Genomic DNA, 26,995 nt, shown 5'->3' with positions numbered 1-26,995 from the left:
CGCGCTTCATCTCCCCCGGGACTGAGCGATGAGCTTCGCTTCGAAACGCGGCGCCCCGACGTCGCCCGCCCATGCGCCGCGTCGAACCCTCGGTACGGCCCTCCCGGTCACGGCACTCGCCGGCAGCGATTCCGCGCCGATTTCCGACGCATCCGACCACGCGTTCACGGCGATGGAGCCATACCATTACGGCGGCGGGATCGCGCCGCCGCGCGGAGCCCCCGCGATGTCGCCCGCCACGACGCCAGCGGAATCGATCTCACGAACCTCCATCGCCTCGGCCGCACCGCCACGACCCGCCGGCGGCCATGCCCTGCCCGCGCCGCTCAGGCACGGCATCGAGCGCCTGTCGGGCCTCGCCATGGACGATGTCGGCGTCCACTACGATTCGCCCGAGCCGGCGCGGCTCGGCGCGCTGGCCTACGCGCGCGGCGCCGAGATCCACCTCGCGCCCGGCCAGGCGCGACATCTGCCGCACGAGGCCTGGCACGTGGTGCAGCAAAAGCAGGGGCGCGTCGCGGCCACCACGCAACTGAAGGACGCGACCTCGCTGAACGACGACTCGACGCTCGAGCGCGAGGCCGACACGATGGGGCGGCGGGCCGCGGCGCATCGAATCGGCATTCACGGCGACAGCGAAATCCCGCTCGAGCAGCCGGTCATGCGCCGGTTTCCGGCCCCTGCCGGCCCCGCCGTAGTCCAGCGCTACGTCGATCCGCTGACGATCGGAACAGTGATTGGCACGACCGCCCTCGTCGGCACCGCCATCTACCTCGTCAGACGCTTCCTGGGCCGGGAAAACGCACGACCGGAGGAACGCGAGGAGGCGCCGCGGCAAGCCGCTCGCTTCATCGGCCTGCACGGCTGGAACGAGTTGAATCGGCAAGCCCTGGAAAGCGCATTCGACGAGGCCCCGGGCGATCAGGACGTCGATCGCTGGCGAGCGGTGGCGCGAGCGCTGCCGGCCAACGCCGTGGCGGCAACCATCGCGTTCTGCGGGCTCGCTGATCGGCCTCGGGACGACGTGGTCGCGCTGGCCACCGCGTTCAAGAAACGGAAAAACATCCTGCTCGACGCTGGGCAATGGGTGCGGATCGCCGTACTGCTGGCCCCTCGCCCTGCCGCCGATGTGATCGCATTCTGCCAATTGCGTTGGCACCATGCCGCTACGGAGCAATTGGTACAGAACTTCCTCGATGACCGCAACGACCTCGACGCACAGGACTGGGCAGCGGTCGCGCGGCTCCAGGGCGTGGACCAGGTCGACGAGGCGACCGAATTCTGTCGCCTGCCACGCTGGACAGGTGCGGAGATCCGGGCCCTCGCGCTGGCCTTCAAGGACGACAACGTCAACGACCTGACGGCCGACCAGTGGCTCAGCGTGGCCCGATGCGTAGCCGACGATGACGCCACGTCGGCCAACGCCTTATGCACGATGGCCGACTGGGATTGGGCCGAGATCGACGCGCTGACGCAGGCTTATGCGGCTAGCCACCACGATCTGAGCGGCGCCGACTGGGCAAGCATCGCCGGCCCCGCGCCTGCCGCCCAACGTGCCAACCTGCCGGATTTCCTGGAAGCGCTGCGCGTCCACGACGCGCAGGCAAACGCGGAGGATATCGAAGCGCTCGCGCTGGCCGCCCGGCATCGCTTCGATGCGCTGACCACCATGCTGGGCGATGTCGCGGACGTCACGGTAAAGGGCCTGACGCCGCTCGTCGATGCATTCCGCAAGTATCACGCCGGCAACTACGCCGGGCTCGCACCGCTGCTGCAGGCGATCCGCGTGCGGCATGCGGCGGCCGCGCCGGCAGACATCGCGGACCTGCTCGCGGAGGTTCGCAACACGGGCAACCTCGCGGCGATCACCGCCTTCGTCAACCGCGTCGCGGCCCGCAACACCCTGGCCGAGCAGACGGCGCTGGTCAAGACGATCCGCTTGCGCAATCCGGGAACCCCGCTAGCCCAGGTCGAAGCCCTGGTACAGGCGTTCGGCGGCGCAGCCGACCCCTGCGTCCCGCTGATGACCCTGGTGGACGAGGTACGAGGGCACGGCGCGATGCCGGCAATCACCAACATGCTGACCGCGGCGGTCGCGACGCTCGGTGCCGCGAACGTCCTCGACCTGGTTCCGCTGATCTCTCGCGATCGCGCCCAAAACACGCCGCCTCGCGTTCGGCAACTGCTGCTGGCGCTGCCGGCGCTCAACGCGCGAGCCCGCTTCCTGCGGATCTCGGGACTGATTCCCCTGTTTCTTCGCCAGGCGCCCCCCAATCATCCACGAGTCGACTACAACGCGGCCGGCAACGTGATCGGCGTGGGCGCAGGCGGGCCTGTCGTCTACCATTGCGACGCCTGGCGGTATATCTATCGCCGCCACACCTTCCGGTATTTCGACTTCACCGCCGTCGACGACCAGAACAGCATGTGGGCGGGCGGCACCGATATCGTGACGGAGCTGCGCAACAGCCTGCCCGGTGCCGTTCTTCGCGGCCTCGTACCCAACATCGACAACCGGCGATTCGATGCCGCCCCGGCGGTCGCCACCAACGAGGTGGGCGTGCTGGGTCCGAACGGCACGATCGCCCATCTGATGCCGCTCAATGCGAATGCGGTGGAAAACTTCTCGCGGGCGGAAGCCGACGCCATCGCCAGCCTCGGCTGATCCGGCATGCTCGTGTAGCATGTCGTCGACCCGTCATGCCCGGCGGGCCACGACGCGTCCCGATCCTCTCACGGCCCATGCCCCCCAACCTCGGCCACCTTCGCACCTTCCTCGCCGTGATCGACACCGGCAGCCTGGCCGGCGCCTCGCGCCAGCTGTTTCGCGTGCAGTCGGCGATCACGCGCGCGATCCATGAACTCGAAGGCAGCCTCGACACGACGCTGTTCCAGCGCACGCCGGCCGGCGTGGTGCTCACGCCCGCGGCCGAAGCGATCCTGCCGCGCGTGCGCTCGGTGATGCGCGACCTGTCGATATGGGGGCGCAGGAAGAGCGCCGAGGCGCAGGCCGACGATCTCTACCGCAACGTGCCGGCCGCCGTGCTCAACAACAAGCGGCTGGATATCTTCTGCCGGCTGCTGCGCTCGCGCCACATGCCGACCGTGGCCAGCCAGGTGGGCGTGAGCCAGCCGGCGGTGAGCGCCGCGATCTCGCTGCTGGAGGAATGCGCGCAGGACAAGCTGTTCCTGCGCACCGCGCGCGGCCTCACGCCCACGCCGCGCGCGGTCGCGCTGGGCCAGACCACGCGCCACGCGCTGAACGACCTGGCGCGGCTCGCCAGCGACATCGCGGCGGCCCACGGCACGCTGGCCGGCGAGGTGGCGGTGGGCGCGCTGCCGCTGTCGCGCTCCTCGCTGCTGCCCGAGGCGATCGCGCAACTGGTGGCGGCCGAACCGGGCGTACAGGTCAGCACGGTCGAGAGCCCCTTCGACGATCTCTGCGCGGCGCTGCGCGCGGGCAGCCTCGATTTCATCGTCGGCGCGCTGCGCGATGCGCGTTATGCCACCGACCTGGAAGTCCACGAGCTGTTCGCCGAGCCGCTGGCGATCATCGTCGGCAGCCATCATCCGCTGGCCGCCAAGCGGCGCGTCTCGCTGGCCGCGCTGGCCGGCCACCAATGGATACTGCCGCGCCGCGACACGCCCTCGCGCGCGCTGCTCGCCGCCGCCTTCGCGACGGCGGGCCAGGCCGAGCCGGTGCCCAGCGTCGAGACCGGCGATTCGATGATCGTGCGCGGCCTGCTGGCGCGCTCGGCGATGCTGGCGGTGGTCTCGCAAGGCCAGATGACGCGCGAGCTGCGCAGCGGCGAGGTGAAGGCGCTGCCGATCGAGCTGGCCGGCACCGCGCGGCCGATCGGCATCATCCGGCGCGCCGGCGTGCTGGCCTCGCCGCCGGCCGCGGCCCTGTTCGAGACGATCCGCGCGATCGCGAACCGGCCGCGCGACTGAGATCGAGATCGAGCCCGGCTCAGGCCGGCGACATCCCGCAGGCGAGCTTGGCGACCGCGGCTTGGTGCGAGGCGAGGAAGGCCAGGAAGGCCGCGGCGGCCTCGCGCCGCGTGCAAAGGCTGCCGACAGCACCGGCGAACACGGTCACGGCCTGCACCTCGTCGGGCAGCGGCCCGACGATCGCGATGCCGGGCTGGTCGAGCAGTTCGCTGCGCTGCTGGAAACCCAGCTCGACCTCGCCCGCCGCGATCAGCGCGGCCACCGGCACGCCCGGCCGGGCGCGCACGATGCGCGAGGCGATCGTCTCGGCGATGCCCCATTGCGCGAACAAGGCCTCCAGGTGCGTGCCGCTCGGCCCGGTCGAATAGCCGATCGAGCGCGCTCGCAGCACCGCCTCGCGCACAGCCGCGCCGCTGTCGATGGCCGGATGCGGTGCATCCTCGCGCACCGCCACCGCCACTTCCGAACGCGCGATCGCCACGCGGCCGGCGCCGTCGAGATGGCCGCCCGCGGCCAGCTTCGCCAGCGCCGCGTCGGCCAGCACCACCAGATCGAAGGCTTCGCCGTCAGCCACGCGCCGCGCCGCGTCGACGCCGCCCACCGACTCGATCGTCACGGCCTGCCCCGTCGCGGCCCGGTAGTCCTCGGCCAGCCGCGCCAGCAACTGCCGCGTCGCCATCGACGAGATCAGGCCCAGCCCGTCCTCAGTCGACATAACGCAGCCCGGCTTTGGCGAGCGGCTCGCGCATCGCGTACATGTCGAGGCCGAGCACGCCCGAGGCGAGTTTCTCGCGCTTGGCGGCCTCGTTGGCCTCGCGCGCCAGCGCCTTGTCGAGCACCTCGGCGGCGATCGCGCGCGGCACGCAGACCACGCCGTCGGCATCGGCCACCACCACGTCGCCCGGCGTCACATAGGCGCCCGCGCAAACCACCGGCACGTTGACCGAGCCGAGCGTGGCCTTGATGGTGCCCTTCGCCGAGATCGCCTTGCTCCAGACCGGGAAGCCCATTTCCTCGAGCGTCGCCACGTCGCGCACGCCGGCATCGATCACCAGGCCGGTGGCGCCGCGCGCGCAGAAGCTGGTGGCCAGCAGGTCGCCGAAATAACCGTCGGTGCATTCGGCCGTCACGGCCGCGATCACGATGTCGCCCGGGCGGATCTGCTCGGCCACCACGTGCATCATCCAGTTGTCGCCGGGATGCAGCAGCACCGTCACGGCGGTGCCGGACGCGCGCGCATGAGGATAGACCGGCCGCATCACCGGATTGAACAGACCGACGCGCCCCATGGCCTCGTGCACGGTGGCCGTGCCGAGTTCGCCGAGCCGTTGCGCGACGCTCGCGTCCGCGCGTTCGATGTTGCGATATACCACGCCGAGTTCGACCATGATCAGAGCCCCTTTTGCTCGAGTGCCGCGCCGAGCCGCGCATAGACGCGCCGCGCGTTGCCTTCGTAGATGTTGTAGCGGTCTTCGGCGCTGATCGCCGCCGCCTCGATATAGCGCTTGGTATCGTCGAAGGCATGGCCCGTTTCCGGATCGATGCCGCGCACCGCGCCGATCATCTCGCTGGCGAACAGGATGTTGGCCACCGGGATCACGTTGGTCAGCAGGTCGATGCCGGGCTGGTGATAGACGCAGGTGTCGAAGAACACGTTGTTGAGCAGGTGCTCGCCGAGCAGCGGCTTCTTCAGCTCCTGTGCGAGCCCGCGGAAACGGCCCCAGTGATAGGGCACCGCGCCGCCGCCGTGCGGGATCACGAACTTCAGCGTCGGGAAATCGCGGAACAGGTCCGAGGTCAGGCACTGCATGAAGGCCGTGGTATCGGCGTTCAGGTAGTGCGCGCCGGTGGTGTGGAAGCAGGCGTTGCAACTGGTGCTGACGTGGATCATCGCCGGGATGTCGTACTCGACCATCTTCTCGTAGATCGGGTACCAGTAGCGATCCGATAGCGGCGGGCTGGTCCAGTGGCCGCCCGAGGGATCCGGGTTAAGGTTGATCGCCACGTTGCCGTATTGCTCGACGCACTTCACCAGCTCGTCCACGCAGGTCGAGACGTCCACGCCGGGGCTTTGCGGCAGCATCGCGGCCGGCACGAAGTTCTCGGGGAACAACTGGCTGACGCGATAGCAGAGCTCGTTGCAGATCGCGGCCCAGGTGCTGGACACCGCGAGATCGCCGATGTGATGCGCCATGAAGCTGGCACGCGGGCTGAAGATCGTCAGGTCGATGCCGCGCTCGCGCATCTTCTTGAGCTGGTTGGTCTCGATCGACTCGCGCAGCTCGTCGTCGCTGATCCGCAGCTCCGAGACGGCCGGCATCGCGCCGCCCTCGTTGAACGCGGCCACCTGGCGGTTGCGCCAGGTTTCGAGCGCCTTCGGCGCAGTGGTGTAATGCCCGTGGATATCGATAATCATTTGCAATCCTGATGGATGGTTCGGGTTTCGCCGCGATCCGGCACGACGTCATGCCGGACCGCGGCGATCAAGCATTCAGTTGTCGCCGCGGCTCGTCCTGCCCTGCTGCGCGTCCGCTTGCGCGTCGCCGGCCTGCCGGTCCCAGACCAGCGCGCCGGCGCCCTTGCCGGCCACCGAGTACAGCGCGCCCGGCGCGTTGCGGGTGCGCTGGAACGCGTCGAGCGTCTCGCCGCGCATGGCCGCGTAGATATGCAGGTTCGAGATGCCGCTCACCGCGCCGAGCTTCTCCAGCATGAAGAAGATCACGCCGTAATGGAGCAGGCCGCGCCAGTCGCGCCGCCGGACCAGGTCGCGCTCCTCGTCGCTGAGGCCGGCGGCCTCGAAGCTGCGCTCGGGATCGGCCAGGAAGGCCTCGCGATGCGCGGGCTCGATCATGCGGTGCAGGAAGTCGTTGATGCGCCAGGCGCGTACCGCCGTCTCGACCGAGAACGGATAGGTGCCCTCCAACTGCTCGATGCCGTCCAGCTCGGCCGCCATGCGGGCGCGATGGCGCGCGGCCTGCACCGCATCGGGCTCGTCCTCGGCGTCTTCGTAGATCGCCGTGGCGATGCCGGCCATCGAGGGCAGGTAGTAGCCGCGCTGGCGGCACTGCACCTGGGCCGGCAGCGCGCCGCGCATGGTCAGCCACATCACCACCTCGGCGCCTTCGTAGCCGCCCAGCCGCGCGTAGTCGGCCAGCGTCATGTTCGCCAGTTGCTCGGGATCGTGCTCGAACAGGTCGAGGAAGCGCTGGTCCCAGGCGGTGTTGTTGAAGCCGGCGCGCTCGCCGTGAACCTGGTGAGACAGCCCGCCGGTCGCCACGATCGCCACCCGCAGGTCTTCCGGGTAGCTCTCGACGGCGCGGCGCAGCGCCTGCCCGAGCTTGTAGAAGCGCCGCGCGCTCGGCATCGGCAACTGCAGCACGCCCATCTGCAGCGGCACCAGCTGCACCGGCCAGCTCGGCCGGTTCGGGCACAGCATCGACAGCGGCGAGAAGCAGCCATGGTCGAGCGGCTTGTTCTGGAAGAACGACATGTCGAACTCGTCGGCCATCAGCGAGCGGCCGATATGCGCGGCCAGCGCCGGGTGCCCCTCGATCGGCGGCAGGGCACGCGCGCCGCCGCCCTCGTCGGCCACTTCCCATCGCGGGCCGACGCCGAGCGCGAACGCCGAGTAATGGTCGAAGAAGAACGAGGTGGCGTGATCGTTGTAGATCATCAGCAGCACGTCGGGCCGCTTTTCCTCGATCCAGGCCGAGAGCGGCGCGAAGTTCTCGAAGATCGGCGCCCAGACGGGATCGTCGCGCTTGTTCTTGTCGAAGGCGAAACCGATCGTCGGAGTGTGGGAGGCGGCGATGCCGCCAATGATTCGGGCCATACGCGTTTCCGGTAAGGGGCGCGCGGCCGATGGCGGGCCGCGGCGCGGATGGGCGTATGTAAGCGGATGGAGGCGCGGGCGTCAATCAGCGTGGATTGACATCAATCCGCATTTTCGAAGCTTGTTTACCGCTTGATTCCCTACCTGTGTTGACTCAGGCGCATTGGCTCCTTTTTTATCCAATAACTTTATTCGAATCCACCCCCACCAAAAAGCAAAGCGGCGGCGGCAAGCTGCCCGCCGCCGCTGGCGCGGCCCGATCGCGGCAGCGCCGTCTACTCGGCCAGCCCCGCGTCGATCTCCTCGAGCCGCATGCCGCGGGTCTCGCGCACGCGCAGCAGGATCGCCATGGCCAGCAGCGCGGCCACCACGCTGAAGCCGGCGATGCCGAGCGCGATCGGCATCGCGGCCGCCTTCACGGTCGACAGCACGATGTAGGGCGCGAGCCCCCCGCCGATCACGCCGACGTTGTACAGGAAGCCCACGCCGGAAGCCCGCACGTCGCGCGGCAGGTTCTCGGTCAGGATGGTGCCCCAGATGCCCGAGGAGCCCACCAGGAAGAAGCCGCTCAGGAACGCGAACAGCTCGGCCAGCCAGAACAGGTGGACGCTGTAGACCAGCGCGGCCACGCACAGCGAGCCGATCCCGATCATCAGGCCGATGCCCCAGCGCCGCCCGATCCGCTCAGCGATGAAGCCGGAGGCGAAGAAGCCGATCACCTGCCCGCAGGCCGAGGTCATGGTCAGCACGGTGATCAGGGCCGGTGAGAACGACAGCGACTTCAGGTAGGTTGGGAACAGGCCCTGGAACGGCCAGGAGCCGAAGCAGAGCACCAGCATCAGCAGCGCCAGGTAGGCCACGCGCTTCGGGTAGCGGCGGAACAGCAGCACCGCCGGGTTGTCGCGCAGCGGCACGCGCGCCGGCCGCCCGCCGCGCCGGAACGCTTCCGACTCGGGCACGCAGAACAGGATGAACAGCCCCAGCAGGATGGCCGGGATCACGCCGACGAAGAACATCGCGCGCCAGCCGAAGGCCGGGTAGACCAGGTCGTAGGCGATCGCCGCGCCGATCGCGCCGAGCCCCCAGCCGGTATCGAGGATGCCGATGCCGATCGAACGGTACTTCTCGGGCCAGGACTCGGCCACCATGGTCGCGCCCAGCGAGAAGCCGGGCGCCATGCCGAAGCCTAGCAGCAGCCGGAACACGGCGAGCACGGCGAAATTCCACGACAGCCCGGTCAGCACCGCGCCGCCGGTGAACCACGCCAGGGTGATCACCAGCGGAATCTTGCGACCGATCCGGTCGCTCAGGCTGCCGAACAGCAGGCCGCCGAGCCAGCGCACGCCGTAGGTGGCGAACAGCAGCAGCGAGGCCGCCTCGAGCCCGACATGGAACTCGCCGGCGATATCGCGCAACACGAAGGTGATGGCGAGAAAGTCGACCGCATCCATCACCCACACGCCCCAGGCCGCGATCAGCACGCGCCATTGCGCCCAGGTGATGTCGCGATACCAGGCCCGCTTCCTCTCCGTCACGGGCTGCGACCGTGCCGCTTCCGTGGTTCTCATGACGCGCTCCTCCGCGGGCCGTGCCCGTCGTTCAATCGCTTGTCCATTGCCGGGTCTCCATGATTGATCTCGATCTCGGGCGGGCGGGATGGCCGGCGCCATCGCGCCGGCTCCCGGCCTGCCTCGCTACTGCTTCCTGCTGCTTGCCACGACTTCCTGCTTGCCGCTCGGGGGACTCGATTCAGGCGCCGTGTCCGCCCGCCTTCGTCCTCGCGAACGGCGAATCCTCCCAGGCCAGCACGGTCTGCTTCTGCACGCCGAGCCCGGCCACGCCCAGCTCCATCACGTCGCCGGGCTTCAGGTACTGCTCGGGCTTCATGCCCAGGCCCACGCCGGGCGGCGTGCCGGTGGTGATCACGTCGCCGGGTTGCAGCAGCACGTGCCGGCTCGCGTAGGAGACGATCCTCGCCAGCGTGAAGATCATGTCCGAGGTCGACGAATCCTGGACGCGCCGACCGTTCAGCTCGAGCCAGAGGCCCAGGTCCTGCGCGTCGCCGGCCTCGTCGGTCGTGACCAGCCAGGGGCCGAGCGGGCCGAAGCTCGGGAACATCTTGCCCTTGACCCACTGGCCGCCGTGCTCGAGCTGCATTTCGCGCTCGGACACGTCGTTGCAGACGCAGTAGCCTGCCACGTGGTCGAGCGCGTCGGCCTCGTCGACGTAGAGCGCCGGCTTGCCGATCACCATCGCGATCTCGACTTCCCAATCGCATTTGCGCGAATCCTTCGGCAGGATCACCGGGTCGTAGGGCCCCGACAGGCAGGACGGCGCCTTGTTGAACAGGATCGGCTCGGCGGGGATCGGCGCGTCGGTCTCGATCGCGTGCTGCACATAGTTCAGCCCGATCGCGATGAAGTTGCCCGGCTGCGCGATGCAGGCGCCGATGCGCGGCTCGCCCGCCACCAGCGGCAGCGTTTGCGGATCGACGCCGCGCAGGCGCTCGATGCCGCCGCCCGCGAAGAAGGCGGGCGTGTAGTCCTCGCAGATCGAGGACAGGTCGCGCAGGCGGCCGTCGCGATCGAGCAGCCCCGGTTTTTCCTGGCCTCGCGGGCCGTATCGCAGCAATTTCATTTTGTATTCCTCAGTGTTGTGATGGGGATTCGCGCGCCCGGCCGCGAGCCGGGCGCCATGTCAAAGCGGGTCGCGCGCCGGCAGGCGGCTGATTTCCAGCGCGTAGATGCCGGCGCCGGCCGCCGTCGCCACGCGCGCGGCATCGCCGCCCGTCGCGCCCGCCGCTTCGACCAGCAGGTCGAGCGCAGCCTGCGCGGCCGCCGGCGTCGAAGCCTCGACCATCAGCACGCGCGCCGGCACCACGAAGGCGCGCTGACGCGATTCGGCCGTGTCGATGCGGCTGGCCGCCTCGTCGGCCGTCAGCAGATGCGCGGCCAGCACGCCCGTCATGCCGAGCAACCGCGCGAACAGGGCCTCGACATCGAGTGCGAGACCGGCGGGCAGGTGCAGCGTCAGCGCGTGGCCGCCGGTGCTGCCGCCCGCGCTGCGCTCGACGCGGCAGATCGAGCGCGCGGTGTTGCGGAACGCCTGCACGGTGGCGCGCGTGAGCGGCGTCGGATGATTGAGCCGCTCCAGGTAGGCGGGGCTCGTCAGCACCGCGAGATCCTCGGCCTCGTAGACGGTCAGCCAGGCCGGCTCGCCGTCGCCTCGGTAACGGCGCCCGCGCAGGAAGCCCGGCAGCGCCAGCCGCTCGGGGATGTGTTCCTTGTCGTGCCATGCATAGAAGGCGGATTCGGCGCTGTCGAGCACGTCGTTCCAGATCAGCACCGCCGCTTGACCGAGCATCGCCATCAGCCTGCCTCCTGCTTGCGGGTCGACGAGGCGCCGGTCGCGGGCGCGGGCGCGAAGAAGTCGAGGATCGCCTCGCGCTGGCCGGCGTGCATGTCCTGGCCGGTCACCACGCGCGCGCCGGCCGCCAGGGCCCGCTCCACCAGCGCGGTGGGCGAGCCCGCCGGGCGCAGCACCACGTCGCCCACCAGGCAACGCGCGTCGATCGGGCCCGTATCGCCGGGCAGCGGATCGCCGTCGCGCATGCCGACCGTCGAGGCGTTGACCACCACGTCGTGGCCTGGTTCGTCATGGTCGCCGCGCCCGGCACGCACCTCGCATTGCGGGTAGTGACGCGCCAGCTCGGCGGCGAGCCGCTGCGCGCGCGTCGCGTCGGGGTCGACCAGGGTCAGCGCGACCACGCCGTCGGCCGCCAGCTCGGCGGCGATCGCGGCACCCGCGCCGCCGCAGCCGAACAGCAGCGCGCGCCGCCCCGCCAGCGGCGCGATCCGGCGCGCCGCGGCCACGAAGCCGACGCCGTCGAACATGTCGCCGGACCAGCTTCCGTCGCGCTCGCGCCGCAGCGCGTTGACGGCGCCGACGACCGACGCGCGCGCCGACAGCCGCGCCGCGAACGGCACCATGCGCGCCTTGTGCGGCGCGGTCACCAGCAGGCCGTCGAGATTGCCGAGCGCCATCAGGCCGCGAATCGTCTCGTCGAAGCGATCGGCCCGCACCAGGGCCGGGATCAGCACGGCGTTATGCCCGGCCTGCGCGAAGGCTTCCGTGTAGACGCCGGGCGAGCGCACCTGCGCCACCGGATCGCCAACGATCGCGTAGAGCCGCGTCGCGCCGTCGATCGCGGCGCCGCGCATGCTCGCGCCCCCGACATCGATCAGCGCCGCATCCGCGCGGCCCGCAGCCAGTTGCCCTTGCGCGCCGTTCATCGCCGATGCTCCGCATGCCAGGCCGCCACGCGCGCCGAGCGGAAGCGCCGCTCGCGCGCCAGGATCTCGTCGCGCATGCCGACCGGCGCCGGCAGGAACAGCCGCGCATCCATCACCTTGATATCCGGCGAGACGGCGGGACGGAAGGCCATCTGGCCGAGCACGTCGCGCTCGAGATCGATGCCCGGCGCGATCTCGGTCAGCATCAAGCCCTGTTCCGAGACGCGGAACACCGCGCGCTCGGTCACGAACAGCACCTGGTGGCCGTGCTCGCGCGCGAACGCGGCGCTGTAGCAGACCTGCTCCAGCTCGCGCACGAACTTGCGGTGCCGCCCCTCGCTGCGGATCACGGTCTGGCCGTTCTCCCAGCCCACGTCGAGCCCGCCGGCCGTCAGCGTGCCGCTGAACACCACGCACCTCGCGTTCTGGCTGATGTTGATGAAGCCGCCCACGCCGACGATCTTGTCGCCGAAGCGGCTGATGTTGACGTTGCCCTCGGCGTCCACCTCGGCGAAGGACAGGAAGGCGAGGTCGAGGCCGCCGCCGTCGTAGAAGTCGAACTGCGCGGGCTGGTCGATCATCGCCGCGTAGTTCTGCGCGCCGCCCGAATCGCGGCCGGTGATCGGCGCGCCGCCGATCAGCCCCTGCTCGTTGGTCAGCACCACCGCGTCGAGGATGCCCTCCTCGGCCGCCACCGTCGACAGCCCGGTGGAGATGCCGGCGCCGAGATTGCAGACCGCCTCGGGATACAGCTCCATGGCCGCGCGGCGCACGATAACCTTGCGCGGCCCGAAGGGCAGCGGGCCGATATCGGAGAGCGGCACGCGCAGCTCGCCCGAGTAGCTCGGGTCGTAGTCGGTCGCGTAGGTCTGGCGCTGGCCCGGCTCCACCACCACGAAGTCGACCAGGATGCCGGGGATCTTCACCTGCTTGGGCGGCAGCGTATTGCGCCGCGCCATGCGCTTGACCTGCACGATCACGACGCCGCCGGCGCGGCGCGTGGCCTGCGCCATCGCCAGCATCTCGCCGAACACGGCTTCCTGCTCCATGGTCACGTTGCCGTCCTCGTCGGCCGTGGTGCCGCGCAGGAAGGCCACGTTCAGCGGCAGCGGCTTGAAGCGCAGCCATTGCTCGCCGTCCAGCTCCATCAGCTCGACGAAATCGGCCGGCGTGCGCGGGCTCTGCCGCGCGCCCTGCTGGCGCGGGTCGACGAAGGTGTGCAGGCCCGTCTTGGTGATCAGGCCCGGGCGGCCCGCCGCCATCTCGCGCATCAGTTGCGAGAGCACGCCTTGCGGCAGCGTGTAGGCCTCGATGCGATCCTCGGCCGCCAGCGTGACGAGCCCCGGCGAATCGACCAGCGCCCCGGTGATCGCGCGCCGCAGCAAGCCCTCGTGCGCCAGGTGCGTGGCACCGAGCGCCGCGCGATCGCCGATCCCCACCACGCTGATCGAGGTGATGCCGCGCGGCTGCGCCGCGTCGAGCCAGCGCGCCTCCAGCGCCGCCAGCAGCGCCTCGGGCACCGAGTGGCCGCCACCCGAGCCGCTGATCACCACCGCGTCGCCGTCCTGTACCAATGCCGCGGCCTCGGCCGCCGAGATTCTCTCCATGTCGCCTTCCTGACTGATCGTTCCGTGCCTCGGCGGGCTGCCCCGACAATCTTGCCGGGAGGCACTTCGCCGAATCTTGTGTAACCGGTTTCATTAAGACATGGATTCCGAATCTTTCATCTTGGTGGTTTCACTTATACGCCAGATTTTCTAATAAATTTCACGAGACGTCGTTTACTTCACGACAATGTAACCGGTATCATTTTTGCAACCAGCCAGAAATACGAGGCAGATGTTCTCGCCTGGCGGGCAACTCATCCAGGAGACAGACGATGGCAATCAAGGGCGTGGAAATCGGACAGGAATTCCGTTTCGCGAAGACGGTCGGCGAGACCGACGTGACGCTGTTCGCGGGCTTGACCGGCGACTTCAGCGACACCCACATCAACGAGCAGTACATGCAGGAGAAGTCGTCGATCGGCACGCGCATCGCGCATGGAGCGCTGATCGTCGGCTACATGTCGACGGCCTCCACCATCAGCATCGCGCACATCATCCATCGCACCGATCTCGAGGAATTCCCGGTCTCGGCCGGTTACGACCGGATCCGCTTCATCCGCCCGGTGCTGCTCGGCGACACGGTCACGGTGATCTACAAGGTGGCCGAGATCGACGAGGAGAAACGGCGCAGCACGGCCGACATGGAGGTGGTGAACCAGCGCGGCGAGGTGGTGGCGGCCGGGCGGCACCTGATGAAGTGGGCGAAGAAGCTGTCGAACCAGTAAGCGTGGTCGCGCACACCAGCCGAAAAACGGCGCCGCCAGGGCTTTCCGGCAGGCGGGAACGGCGAGGGCGGCCGGTATAATGGGCGCCCCTCTCATTCCGGCGATCGACATGGCAAAGGCCGCGCGCAACAGCAAACCCGACGCGGGCTCGGGCGCCGAACCGGCGCCGCGCGCCGGTGCCGCCACGCTGAAGGACGTCGCCGAATTCGCCTGCGTCTCGAAGGCCACCGTCTCGCGCTTCGTCAACAATCCGGGCATCGTCTCGCCCGCCGTGCGCGAGCGCATCGAGGTGGCGATCAAGCATCTCGGCTGGGTGCCGCACGCGGCCGCGCGCGCCCTGGCCACGCAGCGCACCGGCACGATCGGCGCGGTGGTGCCCACGCTCTCCAACGAGCACTTCGCCACCGCGATCCAGACCCTGCAGGACGAGCTCGAAGGCGAGGGCTACACGTTGCTGCTGGCCTGCTCCGAATACGAGCTCGAACGCGAGTACCGGCAGGTGCGCAAGATGCTGGAGCGCGGCGTGGACGCGGTGGTGGTGGTGGGCGAGGGACATCATGCCGAGCTGTACCCGCTGCTCGAGCAGCGGCGCATTCCCTGCGTCAGCACCTTCACCTATCCGCCGCGCCACGGCACCGTGTGCGTGGGCGTCGATAATTACCGCGCCTTCCACGACTGCACCAACTACCTGCTCGACCTCGGCCATCGACGGATCGGCATGATCGCGCAGAACGCCGATACCAACGACCGCGCGGCCGCGCGCCGGATGGGCGTGCGCGACGCGCTGGCCGAGCGCGGCATCGCGATCCATCCCGCGCACGAGGTGGAAGGCTACTGGAGCGTCAAGGAAGGGCGGCAACTGCTGCGCCGGATCATGGAGGCGAAGGTGCCACCGCCGACCGCGATCGTCTGCGGCAACGGCTCGTTCGCGATGGGCGCGATGCTGGAGGCGATGGCGATCGGCATCGACGTGCCGGGCCAGCTGAGCCTGATCGGCTTCGACGATTTCGAGCTGATGGCCGAGCTGCCGATCCCGATCACCACCGTGCGCGTGCCGAGCGCCGAGATCGGCAAGCAGGCCGCGCGCCTGATCCTGGCCCAGCTCGACGGGCAGGCGGAGGTGGCCAGCATCGGCTGGTCGGCCGAGTTGATGGTGCGGGCTTCCTGCGCCCCGCCGCGCAAGGACGACTGAGCCCGGCCGCCGCGCGTCGGCAGGCGATTTCGCTGCCCCGCAAGCTCCGCGCTTTTCCGCTAGAGTAGGACATCGATCGGGCACACTGCCCGATCCTTCCCGATGCCTGCCCTGCCCCCGGAGCCGCGATGAATTCTCCCCAAGCCTATACGCCCGACGCGCCCACGCGCGAAGCCGTCGATGCGCTGACCGGCGCCACCGTGATCGAATTCGGCACCAACTGGTGCGGGATCTGCGCCGGCGCGCAGCCGTCGATCCGCGAAGCCTTCGCGGCCCATGACGGGATCCGTCACCTGAAGATCGAGGACGGCCCCGGCCGCCCGCTCGGCCGCTCGTTCCGCGTCAAGCTGTGGCCCACCCTGGTGTTCCTGCGCGACGGCGTGGAAGTCGCGCGCGTGGTGCGCCCGACCAGCACCGCGCAGATCGAGGCCGAAGGCTTCGCCGCGCTCGGCTGAACACGGCGGCGGAGATCATGTGCATGAAACAGGCGATCCAGCATATCGGCGTGGCCACGCGCGGGCGCGGCCTGGTCGAATTCACGCGGCAGGTGCGCGCCTTCGTCGAGCAGCAGCCGATCCGCAACGGCCTGCTCACGCTGTTCTGCCGCCACACCTCGGCTTCGCTGCTGATCCAGGAGAATGCCGATCCGTCGGTGCGGCGCGACCTGGAGCGCTACTTCGAGGAGATCGCGCCCGAGGACGCCTCGCGCTACGAGCACGACGACGAAGGCCTCGACGACATGCCCGCGCATCTGCGCACGGCGCTCACCCAGGTGCAGTTGTCGATCCCGGTCGAGCAGGGCCGCATGGTGCTCGGCACCTGGCAGGGAATTTATCTGTTCGAGCATCGCCGCGCCGCGCACCAGCGCGACGTGGTCGTGCATTTGATCGGGGAGTGAGGGGCGGTGAGGGAAACGCCCTGGATGTACGCGAGAGTTGATGGGCCGCAAAGGGGCGGATTGCGCGACGCCCTGCACCCCGATTAATATCGATGCCGTAGTCGGGAGTGCTGAGACATCGGTGCGCTGGACACTTGCTCCACCCGGCTTCCCCGATCCTCAAGGACCGCCACGCGCGGTCCTTTTTCCTGGTCGTCGCGCCAGGCGCTAGCCCCCGAAATCCAGCAGCACCTTGCAAGCCTCCTTCGGACTCCCTTCCGCCAGCTCGAACGCGCTGCCCACCTCGCGAAAATCCACCTTGTGCGTGACGATCGACGCCGGCGTCACCAGCCCGCGTTCGAGCCAGTCGATCACGGTCGGGAACATCGCGCAATTGAGCCGCGACGCGCACAGCGTCAGTTCCTTCTTGGTCAGTTCCTGTTGTGCGATCGCCGAGGGCGTCGACGAGAAGCCGAGCAGGCCGATGCGCGCCGCCGGCGCGGCGAGCCGCACGGCTTCCTCGAGGATCGCGGGATGGCCGGCCGCATCGAAGACCAGGGTCGGGCCGCCCGCCACGCCACGCCGCGCCAGCGCCTCGGCCAGGTCCGCCTCGCGGCCGGTGTTGATGGTCTCGTCCTCGGCCGCGCCGTTGAGGCGCGCCAGCGCGAGCCGCTCGTCCAGGCGGTCGGTGATGAAGGCGCGAATTCCATGCACGCGCTTGAGCACCTGCAGGATGGTCAGTCCGACCGTGCCGGCGCCGTAGATCAGCGCGACATCCTCGGGCAGCACGCCGGTGCGCGCCGTCACGTTGGCGGCCACCGCGAAGGGCTCGACGATCGCGGCGCAACTGTCGGCGATGCCCTCGGGAATCCGGTAGGCGTTGCGCGCCGGCGCGCAGACATACTCGCTGAAACCGCCGTCGCGATGCACGCCGAGCACCACCAGCTTGCTGCAGACGTTCTGTCGCCCGATCCGGCAGGCGTGGCATTGCCCGCAACTGATCACCGGATCGACGGCCACCAGCTCGCCGATGCGCGCGGCATCGACGCTCGTGCCCACCGACTCGACGCGGCCCACGAACTCGTGGCCGATGACGCGCGGGTAAGACACGAAGGGATTGTGTCCGCGATAGATATGCAGGTCCGATCCGCAGATGCCCGCGTAGCGCACGCGCACGCGCACCTCGCCGGCGGCCGGTTCGGGCAGCGGCATCTCGCGCAGGTTCAGGCGGTTGGGACGGTCGACCACGACGCTCAGCATCTCGTCACTCCTTTCGATTCTCTCGGTTCTTGCCATCGGGCACGGCAGCGCGCCGCGCTCACCAGTTCCACATCGCGCCGTCGCGCAGGCGCGCCACCGGCAGGTAGGCCCGTTCATAGGGATACTTCGCGGCCAGCGTCTCGTCGATCTCGACGCCCAGCCCCGGCACGTCGTCCATCACCAGGAAGCCGTTCTCGAAGCGGTAGCGATGCGGGAACACCTCGTTGGTCAGCGCGTTGTGCGGCATCAGCTCCTGGATGCCGAAGTTCGGCGCCCACAGCCCGAAGTTGACGGCGGCCGCCATGCAGACCGGCGAGAGATCGGTGGCGCCGTGGAAGCCGGTGCGCACCTGGTACATCGCCGCGTAATCGGCGATGCGCCGCGCATGCGTGATGCCGCCCGCGTGCACGATGGTCGCGCGGATGTAGTCGATCAACTGCTCGCGGATCAGGTCCTTGCAATCCCAGATCGAGTTGAACACCTCGCCCACCGCCAGCGGCGTGGTGGTGTGGCTGCGGATCAGCCGGAAGCTTTCCTGGTTCTCGGCGGGCGTGGCATCCTCCAGCCAGAACATCCGATAGGGCTCGAGATCGCGGCCGAGCCTCGCCGCCTCGATCGGCGTGAGCCGGTGATGCGCGTCGTGCAGCAGATGCGGCTCGAAGCCGACCGCCTCGCGCACCTTGCGGAACAGCTCCGGCGTGTGACGCAGATAGAGCGCCGTATCCCAGGGCTCCTCGGGCGGCAGGCCCTTCTGCGCCGGCTCGTATTCGCCGGCTGTCCTGCCCACGCCATACACCTTGTCGAGCCCCGGCACGCCGGATTGCACGCGGATCGCCAGGTAGCCTTCCTCGATGTGCCTGCGCACCGCGTCGACCGCCTCCTCGTGATCGCGCCCGTTCGCGTGGCCATACACCATCAGCCCGTCGCGGCTCTTGCCGCCCAGCAACTGGTACACGGGCATGCCCGCCAGCTTGCCCAGGATGTCCCACAGCGCCATGTCGATCGCGGCGATCGCCGTCATGGTGACGGGCCCGCGCCGCCAATAGGCGCCGCGATAGAGGTATTGCCAGATGTCCTCGATACGGCGCGGATCGCGCCCGACCAGGCAGGGAAACACATGCTCTTCCAGATACGCGACCACGGCCTGCTCGCGGCCGTTGAGCGTGGCGTCGCCCAGGCCGTGCACGCCCTCGTCCGTGACGATCTTCACCGTCACGAAGTTCCTGCCGGGGCAGGTCACGATGGTCTGCAAGCGTTCAATCTTCAATCGTCGTCTCCATGCGCGGGACGGCCGGCGGCCGGTGCCGCTCAGCCGGTGAAATAGTCGGGGGCGCGCTCGCGCACCGCGGGCAGGTGCGAGCCGACCCGGTCGATATGGCTGGCCACCGTCGCGCCGAGCTGGGCGACGTTGCGCGAGGCCATCTGCGCGAGGATCAGCTCGTGTTCGTGCAGGGCGCGCAGCGCGTGATCGGCGACGCGGTCGAGCAGCAGCCAGCGAACCCGGTCGAACTGGCGCTTCATCGGCTGCAGCATCTCCCAGACATGCGCGCGGCCCGCGAATTCGAACAGGCGCCGGTGCATCAGCTCGTCGAGCTCGAAGAAGCGCTCGACCTCGCCGGCGGCGACAGCCTCGCGCTGCGCCTCGACGATCGCGCCGAATTCGGTGAGCTGCCCGGGCGTGATGGTCTGCGCGAGCTGAACATGGTTCGCGCATTCGAGCGTGCTGCGCGCGAAGCGCCCTTCCTCGAGCTGCGAGACCGAGATCGGCGCGACGATGGTGCCGACCTTGCGATAGATATTGACGAGATGCTCGTCGGCGAGCTGGGCCAGCGCCTCGCGCACCGGCGTGCGGCTCACTTCGAGCACCTCGGAGATGGCCGCCTCGGACAGGCTGGTATGCGGCGGCAGCGCGCCGCGCACGATCGCGTCGCGCAGGAAACGGTGCACCTGCGGGCGATAGGGCAAGTCGGCATTCGCCTTGAAGCCGCGCAGCGCGGCGAGCGTGCTGTCTTCCTGTGGATCGGGAGCCATCTGGGTCATGTTCGGTGACGGTGCCATTGTTCGTACCATGGTAGCACTGAGGTGTTTTCGGGATCGTCTAGCGTTTACACCGATAAAATCCCCAACCAGTGCCGATTAAGCTTCGTTCGACGCGAACTCTACCATGGTACAAAGAGCACACGATGGCGACACTGCTGAGCCAGGCATCCCTGGGCGCGCTCCCCGCCGATACGCGGCGACCCGCTTACGCACGCGACCGCCTGCAGCCGGGCATCGTCCATCTCGGGCTGGGCGCCTTCCACCGCGCGCATCAGGCGCTCTATACCGAGGCGCTGCTCGAGGCGGGCGACCTGCGCTGGGGAATCGTCGGCGTGCATCTGCGCGAGCGGCGCATGGCCGAGCTGATCCGCCAGCAGGACCTGCTCTACTCCGTCACAGAGAGCGACGGCGAGACCACGCGCAGCCGCGTGGCCGGCGCGCTGGTCGGTGCGCTGCACGCGCCTAGCGCGTTGCCGGCCGTGCTCGACGCGATTGCCGATCCGCGCGTGTCGATCGTCAGCCTGACCGTGACCGAGAAGGGCTACAGCATCGCGCCGGCCAGCGGCGATCTCGATCTCGACGATGCCGACATCCGCCACGACCTGCTCACGCCCGACACGCCACGCACCACGCTCGGCGTGCTGGCCGCCGGCATTCGCCGGCGCGCCGCCGATGCGCCGCTGAGCGTGGTCTGTTGCGACAACATGGCCGGCAACAGCGACAGGCTGCGCAAGCTGCTGATGCAGTACGCGCGCGGCTTCGATGCCTCGCTCGCGAGTCGCATCGGCGACACGATCGCCTTCCCGAACACCATGGTCGACCGCATCGTGCCGGCCGCCACGCCGGTCTCGCTGGCGGCCGCCGAAGCGCGGCTGGGCCTGCGCGACGAGGCGGCGATCGCCTGCGAGCCCTTCACGCAATGGGTGATCGAGGATCGCTTCAGCGGCCCGCGGCCCGCCTGGGAAGAAGCCGGCGCGCTGCTCACGGGCGACGTGCGGCCCTACGAGGCGATGAAGCTGCGCCTGCTCAACGGCTCGCATTCGGCCATCGCCTATCTCGGCCAGTTGCGCGGACGGGCGACGGTGGCCGAGGCGATGGCCGATCCGGCCATCGGCACCTTCGTGCAGGCATTGATGCGCGAGGACCTGTTGGCCACCGTGACGGTGCCGCGCGGCTTCGACGTGCAGGCTTATTGCGACGAACTGCTGGCGCGTTTTCGCAATCCGACGCTCGCCCACCAGACGCGCCAGATCGCCATGGACGGCACGCAGAAGGTGCCGGTGCGCTGGCTGCCGGCGCTGCGCGAGAGCCTGACGGCCGGCATCGAGCGGCCGCGCCTCGAACGCGCGCTGGCGGCCTGGCTGCACTACCTCGCCACGGCACGCGGCGAGACGGGCGAAACGCTCGCGATCAGCGACCCCGGCGCGGCGGCGCTGACGGACCGGCTACGCGCCGCCGACACGCCGCTCGACGCCGCCCAGGCCGCGCTCGGCCATCAAGGCGTGTTCGGCGCCGCGCCTTGGCCGGCGGATTTCGTCGCGCGGCTCGCGCGGCATCTCGCCGACTTGCACGAGCGCGGCACCGAAGCCTTGCTGGCGAGATCGGCCGAACGCTAGCACCGCCGACCGCCGCCTCGCGACACCGACAAAGCCGGCCACCAACCGGTCACAAAACCGGCAGAACAGGAGACAGAGCATGAAGCAACGCACGATGGGCTGGATCACGGTATTCCTGCTGTTCCTCGTCTACGGCATCAACTATCTCGACCGCATCGCGCTGTCGCTGACGGCGCCGCTGATCCAGAAGGATCTCGGCATCGACGCCGCGCAGATGGGCATCGTGTTCAGCAGCTTCTTCGTCGGTTACGCGCTGTTCAACTTCGTCGGCGGGCTGGCGAGCGACCGGCTCGGCCCGAAGCTCGTCTATGTGCTGGCGGTCGGCTTCTGGTCGCTGTTCTGCGGGCTGACCGCGGTGACGGTCGGCTTTGCCAGCCTGCTGGTGGTGCGCGTGCTGTTCGGCATGGCGGAAGGGCCGCTGTGCGCCGCCGCCAACAAGATGGTCAACAACTGGATGCCGCATCGGCGCGCCGCCACCGCGATGGGCCTGCTCAGCGCGGGCTCGCCGCTCGGCGGCGCGATCGCCGGGCCGGTGGTGGGCCTGCTCGCGCTGAGCTTCGGCTGGCGCCTGGCGTTCTGGATCATCTGCGCGATCGGGCTGGTGTGGGTGGTGGCGTGGGTCGCCATGACGGCCGACACGCCGGCGAGCAGCCGCCTGGTCCGCTCGCTCGACGACGAAGCCACCGCCGGCGGCCGGGCAAGCGCGCATGGCGGCGGCGCCGTCGCGCCGATCGATCCGGCCAGCGCGAACCTGCCGCTCTCGCATTGGTTGCGCCAGCCGCTGATCCTGGCCGCCGCGTTCGCCTTCTTCAGCTACAACTACGTGCTGTTCTTCTTCCTGAGCTGGTTCCCCAGCTACCTGGTGGACGCGCACCATCTCAACATCCGCGAGATGAGCCTGGCTACCGTGGTGCCCTGGCTGGTGGGCACGGTGGGGCTCGCCGCCGGCGGCGCGATCTCCGACGCGATCTTCCGCTGGACCGGCAAGCTGATGCTGTCGCGCAAGATCGTGCTGGTGGTCTCGCTGCTCGCCACCGGCATCTGCGTGGCGGTGGCCGGCACCGTGCATACCGCCGCCAATGCGGTGGCGCTGATGTCGGTCGCGCTGTTCCTGCTTTACGTGACCGGCGCGCTCTACTGGGCGGTGGTGCAGGATGTCGTACATCCCGCCAGGGTCGGCAGCGTGAGCGGCTGCATGCACTGCATCGGCAGCCTGTCCGGCGTGATCGGGCCGGCCGTCACGGGCCTGCTGGTGCAGCGCAGCGGTTCCTACGCAAGCGCCTTCCTGCTCGCGGGCGGCATCGCGCTGGCCGGTGCGCTGCTCTCGGGTGTGTTCATCCGCGATTCGCGCCCGCGCGAGGCGGCGAGCGTCAAGGCCTATTCCTGAGGCTCGTCCCGCGCCGGATCGAACGGCGAAGGCCGTGTGCCCGACAAGGCACGCGGCCTTCGTCATTTTGTGCGCGCGCATCGCGCCGTGCGCGGCTGCCCCCTCACATCCGGCACTTATCTAACTTTTTTAGATTTCGATTAAATTTATTTGACAGCCGCCATACGGCAAGATAATTTTGCGAAAGCCCGAGGAAAGCTTCCTCTATTTCGACGGGCTCGATGCGCCGCCATCCGGCAAGCGCGCCGCGCAGCACTGAATACGGCATCGTCTCCTCGCTGTCCATTTCAGTCGTACTAAATGAATTATCGACCTTGCGCGACAACGCCCAGCGTTTGCCTCGCAGGATCGTGGCGGTATCCGAACCACAACAAAAGAACCTGAGAGAGGCACACGGCCGGCCCGCGCCCTGCGGGCCGGCCGGCTCGACAGCGCGCTTCCCGCAGCAGCCGCGCCAGTAGTCCGTGCTCTTGTTCGGCAGCAGGTGCCGCCCCTGGCCAGGGCGTCGCGCCCGCCTTCGTGCCGGGATGCAAACCCGCGGTTTCGCAACGGTAACACTCCAACAACGCAATCCGTTCTCTCCTTCTGGGGGTACTGGCATGAATCAATTAGTTCGCACTACTTCTATTTCTTCCGCAATCGCCCTGGTGCTCGCCGCCGGCGCCACGCTCGCTTACGCCGAGACGCAGGCGCCCAGCGTGCCGAACGCCGGCAGCGGCGGCGAAAGCGTCAACCAGCTGATCGTCAAGCTGAAGCCGGCGGCCTCGCCGTCCGCGCGCGCCACCGCCTCGATCGCCTCGTCGAGCGCGCAGTCCGGCATCCAGGGCGTGATCGATCGCGTGCTGGCCGCGCGTGGGCAACGCGTCACCACGCGCTCGTTCGGTGCCGCGGCTGCCTCGGCGCCCGGCAATGCGGGCGACCCGGCCGCCGGCCTGCACGTGAAGCGCGAGATGGCCGACGGCGCCACCGTGCTGCGCCTGGGCCGCAACATCTCGGCGGCCGACGCGGCCTCGCTGGCCAGGGACTTCGCCGCCGACGGCGCAGTCGACTACGCCGAACCCGATGCGCGCATGCACGCCTTCCTGGTGCCGAACGACACGCGTTATTCCGAGCAATGGGGTTATGCCAGCGGCGTGGGCGGCGCGAACCTGCCGAAGGCCTGGGACATCACCACGGGCTCGGACAAGGTGGTGGTGGCGGTGGTGGACACCGGCTACCGCCCGCATGTGGACCTCGCCGCGAACATCCTGCCGGGCTACGACTTCATCAGCGATCCCGACAGCGCCAACGACGGCAACGGTCGCGACAACAACGCAGCCGATCCGGGCGACTGGGTCACGCAGCAGGAAGTCGACGATCCGAACGGCCCGTTCTACCGCTGCCAGCTCGACCAGTTCGGCAACACTTTCGCCAGCAACAGTTCCTGGCACGGCACCCACGTGGCCGGCACGATCGGCGCGGTGTCGAACAACGGCACCGGCGTGGCCGGCATCTCGTGGAAGGGCAAGATCCTGCCGGTGCGCGTGCTCGGCAAGTGCGGCGGCACGCTGTCCGATATCGCGGACGGCATGCGCTGGGCCGCCGGTCTCTCGGTGCCGGGCGCTCCGGCCAACCCGAACCCGGCCAGCGTGCTGAACTTCAGCCTCGGCGGTGGCGGTAGTTGCAGCCGCACCTACCAGAACGCGATCAACGCGGTGGTGGCGAAGGGCGCGACGGTGGTGGTGGCGGCCGGCAACGAGGCCTCCCCGGTGTCGAGCTCGCAGCCGGCGAACTGCCAGAACGTGATCGCGGTGGCCGCCACCGACATCAACGGCCGGCGCGCCAGCTTCACCAACACCGGCTCGCTGGTGAAGATCGCCGCCCCCGGCGTGAACATCCTGTCGACGCTGAACAGCGGCACTAAATCGCCGGCCGCCGACAGCTATGCCTCCTACAACGGCACCAGCATGGCCACGCCGCACGTGGCCGGCACCGTGGCGCTGATGCTGGCGGCCAACGGCTCGCTCACGCCCAGCCAGATCCTGCAGAAGCTGCAAGCCTCGGCACGGCCGTTCCCGAGCGGCTCGGGCTGCTCGACCAGCACCTGCGGCGCGGGCCTGCTCGACGCCGGCGCGGCCGTCAACGCGGCACGTCAGTAACGGCAGGCACCACGCGCGCCGGATGGCCTGGTCCATCCGGCGCGAGCGGGCGGCGGCGCGGCAACGCCCGCCGCTCGTTGCGCTTGACGACTCCCGACACAACTACAGCGAGACAAGCATGACCCACTCCTCCCTGCCCGCCGCCAAGGCGTGGCTCGCCGCGATCGCGGCCGTGTTCGCGCTCGGCGCGTGCGGCGGCGACGACGGCGGCAGCCCCGGCGCTTCCGTGTTTTCCTCCTCCGCTTCCTCCGCCGAGCAAGCCTCGGCCGATGCGGCCTCGCGCGCGCATCGTTCGCCTTCGGGCGTGCCTTATGCCGATGCCTCGCGCGGCAAATATCCGCCGCTCGTCAAGGACGGCCAGGTCCAGCCTTCGCTGTCGGGCGCGACGCGCACCAGCGAGGCCTGGGTCGAGACGCCCGTCGATTCCGACGGCGACGGCCAGAAGGACCGCATCCACGTGCGCGTGGTGCGCCCGGCCGAGACAGACGACGGCGCGGTGACGCCGGTGATCGTGCTGGCCAGCCCCTACTACAACGACCTGGCCGACAGCCCGAATCACGATGTCGACGTCGAGCTGGACGGCTCGCCCAGCCCTGCCGCCGCCACGGCTTCGCGGGCTACCGATGCCGGTAGCGGCGCGCGCGTGATGGCCGCGCGGCCGGTGTCGTTGCTGCGCCAGCAGGCCGAGGTGGCCGCGGCCGCGCGCTCGTGGATCGAGGGCTACTTCGTGCAGCGCGGCTTCAGCATCGTCTATGCCGATTCGCTGGGCACCGCCGGCTCCGACGGCTGCCCGACCATCCTCACCCACGACGAATCGGTGGCGATGGCCCAGGTGATCCGTTGGCTCGGCCGCGAGGCAACGGCACGCGACGCGGCCGGCAAGCCGGTGGTCGCGAACTGGTCGACGGGCCATGTCGGCATGTATGGCGTGTCGTACGACGGCACCCTGCCGAAGATGGTCGCGAGCCTGCGCACGCGCGGGCTCGACGCGATCGTGCCGATCGCCGGCCTGACCGACATGTACGGCTACTACCGCGCGGGCGGCCTGGTGCGCGCGCCCGAGGGCTACCAGGGCGAGGATGTCGACGTCTACATCAAGGCGCTGCTGACCAATGCGCATCCGGAACGCTGCACGCATCTGGTCGACGAGGCGCTGCGCGACGAGGATCGCGCCACCGGCGACTATTCGGCGTTCTGGGCCGCGCGCGAGATCTCGCCGCTGCGCGCGGTGGCGCCGGCGCTGGTCGCGCAGGGGCTCGCGGACGACAACGTGCGGGTCGACCAGTCGACCTCCTGGTACCTGGCGATGCGCCGCCAGGGCGTGCCCGCGCAACTGTGGCTGCACCGCGCCAAGCACATCGATCCGCGCAGCCGCCCGGCGCTGACCGATGCGTGGCCGGTGGCCGTGAACCGCTGGTTCACGCGCTACCTGCTCGGCGTCGACAACGGCGTGGAGCGCGATGCCGGTTCGGTGGTCGAGCAGGCAGACGGCACGCTGCTGAAGGAAACGCAGTGGCCGTCACGCCAGGCGCGCCCGGTCACCTACTTCGCCGGCGGCGACGGCTCGCGCGACGGCGCGCTGCTGCGTTTCCCGACCGGCGGCCCGCTGCTGACGTTCCGCGACGACGCGCGCATCGATGCGTTGACGCTGGCGAACGCGCCTGACGGCGCGCATCGTGGCCGCTTCGAGACCGCACCGTTCACCGCCGCGAGCCGCTTGTCGGGCACCGCGACGGCGCATGTGCGGCTGACGTTCTCGGCTGCCGCGAACGTCACCGCGCTGCTGGTCGACCGCGCGCCGGACGGCACCGCCACCATCGTCACGCGCGCCTGGGCCGATCCGCGCAATCCGCTGTCGATCCGGCATTCGCTGCCGGTGCTGGCGGGCCTGCCCTATGAGCTGAAGCTCAGCTTCATGCCGCGCGACTACACCATCGCGGCGGGGCACCGGCTCGGGTTGGTGGTGCTGTCGAGCGACTACGAGGCGACGTTGCGGCCGGCGCCGGGTACCGAGTTGCGGCTCGACCCGGCGGGGACCGAGGTGACGGTGCCGCTCGCGAGCTTGTAAGGCATTGCGG

23 protein-coding genes are annotated in these 26,995 nt (G+C 69.4%); 10 read left to right on the top strand and 13 right to left on the bottom strand.

The window, feature by feature from the left end:
* Positions 1–28: 28 nt before the first annotated feature.
* Both BM43_RS37545 and BM43_RS15180 read left to right on the top strand, forming a co-directional pair.
* Positions 29–2,665 carry an eCIS core domain-containing protein gene (locus tag BM43_RS37545; protein WP_052409173.1) on the top strand — a complete coding sequence of 879 codons (2,637 nt, stop codon included), beginning with the start codon at positions 29–31 and terminating at the stop codon, positions 2,663–2,665.
* Between the two features lie 77 nt (positions 2,666–2,742).
* Positions 2,743–3,951 (top strand): LysR family transcriptional regulator, encoded by a 1,209-nt coding sequence (locus tag BM43_RS15180; protein ID WP_036054907.1) that lies wholly within the window; start codon positions 2,743–2,745, stop codon positions 3,949–3,951.
* Between the two features lie 19 nt (positions 3,952–3,970).
* Here the strand turns inward: BM43_RS15180 and BM43_RS15175 are convergent, their stop codons facing one another.
* From BM43_RS15175 to BM43_RS15135, 9 genes are all read right to left on the bottom strand, one after another.
* Positions 3,971–4,666 carry a substrate-binding domain-containing protein gene (locus BM43_RS15175; protein WP_036054908.1) on the bottom strand — a complete coding sequence of 232 codons (696 nt, stop codon included), beginning with the start codon at positions 4,664–4,666 and terminating at the stop codon, positions 3,971–3,973.
* A complete protein-coding gene (gene ligK, locus BM43_RS15170; protein ID WP_036054909.1) occupies positions 4,656–5,339 on the bottom strand; it encodes a 4-carboxy-4-hydroxy-2-oxoadipate aldolase/oxaloacetate decarboxylase in 684 nt (227 codons plus the stop codon). The genes BM43_RS15175 and ligK overlap by 11 nt, the downstream gene beginning before the upstream one ends.
* 2 nt (positions 5,340–5,341) lie before the next feature.
* The gene (locus tag BM43_RS15165; RefSeq protein WP_025097426.1) at positions 5,342–6,367 is read right to left on the bottom strand and encodes an amidohydrolase family protein; all 1,026 of its coding nucleotides are present in this window, start codon (positions 6,365–6,367) and stop codon (positions 5,342–5,344) included.
* 75 nt (positions 6,368–6,442) lie between these two features.
* Positions 6,443–7,783 (bottom strand): gallate dioxygenase, encoded by a 1,341-nt coding sequence (locus tag BM43_RS15160; protein WP_036054910.1) that lies wholly within the window; start codon positions 7,781–7,783, stop codon positions 6,443–6,445.
* Positions 7,784–8,058: 275 nt separating this feature from the next.
* The gene (locus BM43_RS15155) at positions 8,059–9,351 is read right to left on the bottom strand and encodes an MFS transporter (RefSeq protein ID WP_036054911.1); all 1,293 of its coding nucleotides are present in this window, start codon (positions 9,349–9,351) and stop codon (positions 8,059–8,061) included.
* A 181-nt stretch (positions 9,352–9,532) separates the two neighbouring features.
* Positions 9,533–10,420 (bottom strand): fumarylacetoacetate hydrolase family protein, encoded by an 888-nt coding sequence (locus BM43_RS15150; RefSeq protein WP_036054913.1) that lies wholly within the window; start codon positions 10,418–10,420, stop codon positions 9,533–9,535.
* A gap of 60 nt (positions 10,421–10,480) precedes the next feature.
* Positions 10,481–11,152 carry a DUF4286 family protein gene (locus BM43_RS15145; RefSeq protein WP_036054915.1) on the bottom strand — a complete coding sequence of 224 codons (672 nt, stop codon included), beginning with the start codon at positions 11,150–11,152 and terminating at the stop codon, positions 10,481–10,483.
* The gene (locus BM43_RS15140) at positions 11,152–12,075 is read right to left on the bottom strand and encodes a shikimate dehydrogenase family protein (RefSeq protein ID WP_052409172.1); all 924 of its coding nucleotides are present in this window, start codon (positions 12,073–12,075) and stop codon (positions 11,152–11,154) included. The genes BM43_RS15145 and BM43_RS15140 overlap by 1 nt, the downstream gene beginning before the upstream one ends.
* Positions 12,072–13,682: an acyl CoA:acetate/3-ketoacid CoA transferase gene (locus BM43_RS15135; protein ID WP_036054916.1), complete on the bottom strand. Its 1,611-nt coding sequence runs from the start codon at positions 13,680–13,682 to the stop codon at positions 12,072–12,074. Before BM43_RS15135 ends, BM43_RS15140 begins: the two co-directional genes overlap by 4 nt.
* Before the next feature lie 272 nt (positions 13,683–13,954).
* On the opposite strand from BM43_RS15135, the gene BM43_RS15130 reads away from it, so the two are divergent.
* The 4 genes from BM43_RS15130 (at position 13,955) to BM43_RS15115 (ending at position 16,497) form a co-directional block, all read left to right on the top strand.
* The gene (locus tag BM43_RS15130) at positions 13,955–14,407 is read left to right on the top strand and encodes a MaoC family dehydratase (RefSeq protein WP_013688979.1); all 453 of its coding nucleotides are present in this window, start codon (positions 13,955–13,957) and stop codon (positions 14,405–14,407) included.
* A gap of 109 nt (positions 14,408–14,516) precedes the next feature.
* Positions 14,517–15,599, top strand: a complete 1,083-nt coding sequence (locus BM43_RS15125; protein WP_036057016.1) for a LacI family DNA-binding transcriptional regulator — start codon at positions 14,517–14,519, stop codon at positions 15,597–15,599.
* Between the two features lie 128 nt (positions 15,600–15,727).
* Positions 15,728–16,054, top strand: coding sequence for a thioredoxin family protein (locus tag BM43_RS15120; RefSeq protein WP_013688977.1), 327 nt, complete (start codon positions 15,728–15,730; stop codon positions 16,052–16,054).
* Between the two features lie 23 nt (positions 16,055–16,077).
* Positions 16,078–16,497 (top strand): secondary thiamine-phosphate synthase enzyme YjbQ, encoded by a 420-nt coding sequence (locus tag BM43_RS15115; RefSeq protein WP_025097424.1) that lies wholly within the window; start codon positions 16,078–16,080, stop codon positions 16,495–16,497.
* A gap of 207 nt (positions 16,498–16,704) precedes the next feature.
* Here BM43_RS15115 and BM43_RS15110 read toward each other — a convergent pair whose 3' ends face one another.
* The 3 genes from BM43_RS15110 to BM43_RS15100 are packed head-to-tail and all read right to left on the bottom strand — an operon-like array spanning position 16,705 to position 19,776.
* The gene (locus tag BM43_RS15110) at positions 16,705–17,736 is read right to left on the bottom strand and encodes a Zn-dependent oxidoreductase (RefSeq protein WP_036054918.1); all 1,032 of its coding nucleotides are present in this window, start codon (positions 17,734–17,736) and stop codon (positions 16,705–16,707) included.
* Positions 17,737–17,794: 58 nt separating this feature from the next.
* On the bottom strand, positions 17,795–19,003 hold the full coding sequence (manD, locus tag BM43_RS15105) for a D-mannonate dehydratase ManD (protein WP_036054920.1): 1,209 nt from the start codon (positions 19,001–19,003) through the stop codon (positions 17,795–17,797).
* A 41-nt stretch (positions 19,004–19,044) separates the two neighbouring features.
* Positions 19,045–19,776 (bottom strand): GntR family transcriptional regulator, encoded by a 732-nt coding sequence (locus BM43_RS15100; protein WP_036054922.1) that lies wholly within the window; start codon positions 19,774–19,776, stop codon positions 19,045–19,047.
* A gap of 143 nt (positions 19,777–19,919) precedes the next feature.
* Here BM43_RS15100 and BM43_RS15095 point away from each other — a divergent pair, with 143 nt between their 5' ends.
* Positions 19,920–21,392 (top strand): mannitol dehydrogenase family protein, encoded by a 1,473-nt coding sequence (locus tag BM43_RS15095; RefSeq protein ID WP_036054923.1) that lies wholly within the window; start codon positions 19,920–19,922, stop codon positions 21,390–21,392.
* Between the two features lie 79 nt (positions 21,393–21,471).
* Entirely contained in the window at positions 21,472–22,779 is a 1,308-nt protein-coding gene (locus BM43_RS15090; RefSeq protein ID WP_036054925.1) for an MFS transporter, read from the top strand.
* A 103-nt stretch (positions 22,780–22,882) separates the two neighbouring features.
* Here the strand turns inward: BM43_RS15090 and BM43_RS40465 are convergent, their stop codons facing one another.
* Positions 22,883–23,104, bottom strand: coding sequence for a hypothetical protein (locus tag BM43_RS40465; protein ID WP_124083602.1), 222 nt, complete (start codon positions 23,102–23,104; stop codon positions 22,883–22,885).
* 274 nt (positions 23,105–23,378) lie between these two features.
* Between BM43_RS40465 and BM43_RS15085 the strand changes: the two genes are divergently transcribed.
* Entirely contained in the window at positions 23,379–24,917 is a 1,539-nt protein-coding gene (locus BM43_RS15085) for a S8 family peptidase (protein ID WP_036054927.1), read from the top strand.
* Between the two features lie 118 nt (positions 24,918–25,035).
* Positions 25,036–26,985, top strand: a complete 1,950-nt coding sequence (locus BM43_RS15080; protein ID WP_036054928.1) for a Xaa-Pro dipeptidyl-peptidase — start codon at positions 25,036–25,038, stop codon at positions 26,983–26,985.
* The last annotated feature ends 10 nt before the right edge of the window (positions 26,986–26,995 follow it).

It is taken from the genome of Burkholderia gladioli, from assembly GCF_000959725.1.
Taxonomy (GTDB): domain Bacteria; phylum Pseudomonadota; class Gammaproteobacteria; order Burkholderiales; family Burkholderiaceae; genus Burkholderia; species Burkholderia gladioli.
This window is presented reverse-complemented; position numbering and strand designations above follow the sequence as displayed.

Bases quoted from the DNA above. Each gene is read 5' to 3' on its own strand.
- BM43_RS15100 (WP_036054922.1), bottom strand. From the start codon at position 19,776: ATGACCCAGATGGCTCCCGATCCACAGGAAGACAGCACGCTCGCCGCG.
- BM43_RS15140 (WP_052409172.1), bottom strand. From the start codon at position 12,075: ATGAACGGCGCGCAAGGGCAACTGGCTGCGGGCCGCGCGGATGCGGCG.
- BM43_RS15175 (WP_036054908.1), bottom strand. From the start codon at position 4,666: ATGTCGACTGAGGACGGGCTGGGCCTGATCTCGTCGATGGCGACGCGG.
- BM43_RS15120 (WP_013688977.1), top strand. From the start codon at position 15,728: ATGAATTCTCCCCAAGCCTATACGCCCGACGCGCCCACGCGCGAAGCC.
- BM43_RS15080 (WP_036054928.1), top strand. From the start codon at position 25,036: ATGACCCACTCCTCCCTGCCCGCCGCCAAGGCGTGGCTCGCCGCGATC.
- BM43_RS15095 (WP_036054923.1), top strand. From the start codon at position 19,920: ATGGCGACACTGCTGAGCCAGGCATCCCTGGGCGCGCTCCCCGCCGAT.
- BM43_RS15165 (WP_025097426.1), bottom strand. From the start codon at position 6,367: ATGATTATCGATATCCACGGGCATTACACCACTGCGCCGAAGGCGCTC.
- BM43_RS37545 (WP_052409173.1), top strand. From the start codon at position 29: ATGAGCTTCGCTTCGAAACGCGGCGCCCCGACGTCGCCCGCCCATGCG.
- BM43_RS15160 (WP_036054910.1), bottom strand. From the start codon at position 7,783: ATGGCCCGAATCATTGGCGGCATCGCCGCCTCCCACACTCCGACGATC.
- BM43_RS15115 (WP_025097424.1), top strand. From the start codon at position 16,078: ATGAAACAGGCGATCCAGCATATCGGCGTGGCCACGCGCGGGCGCGGC.
- BM43_RS15130 (WP_013688979.1), top strand. From the start codon at position 13,955: ATGGCAATCAAGGGCGTGGAAATCGGACAGGAATTCCGTTTCGCGAAG.
- ligK (WP_036054909.1), bottom strand. From the start codon at position 5,339: ATGGTCGAACTCGGCGTGGTATATCGCAACATCGAACGCGCGGACGCG.
- BM43_RS15085 (WP_036054927.1), top strand. From the start codon at position 23,379: ATGAATCAATTAGTTCGCACTACTTCTATTTCTTCCGCAATCGCCCTG.
- BM43_RS15125 (WP_036057016.1), top strand. From the start codon at position 14,517: ATGGCAAAGGCCGCGCGCAACAGCAAACCCGACGCGGGCTCGGGCGCC.
- BM43_RS15180 (WP_036054907.1), top strand. From the start codon at position 2,743: ATGCCCCCCAACCTCGGCCACCTTCGCACCTTCCTCGCCGTGATCGAC.
- BM43_RS15150 (WP_036054913.1), bottom strand. From the start codon at position 10,420: ATGAAATTGCTGCGATACGGCCCGCGAGGCCAGGAAAAACCGGGGCTG.
- BM43_RS15090 (WP_036054925.1), top strand. From the start codon at position 21,472: ATGAAGCAACGCACGATGGGCTGGATCACGGTATTCCTGCTGTTCCTC.
- BM43_RS15110 (WP_036054918.1), bottom strand. From the start codon at position 17,736: ATGCTGAGCGTCGTGGTCGACCGTCCCAACCGCCTGAACCTGCGCGAG.
- BM43_RS15145 (WP_036054915.1), bottom strand. From the start codon at position 11,152: ATGGCGATGCTCGGTCAAGCGGCGGTGCTGATCTGGAACGACGTGCTC.
- BM43_RS15155 (WP_036054911.1), bottom strand. From the start codon at position 9,351: ATGAGAACCACGGAAGCGGCACGGTCGCAGCCCGTGACGGAGAGGAAG.
- BM43_RS15135 (WP_036054916.1), bottom strand. From the start codon at position 13,682: ATGGAGAGAATCTCGGCGGCCGAGGCCGCGGCATTGGTACAGGACGGC.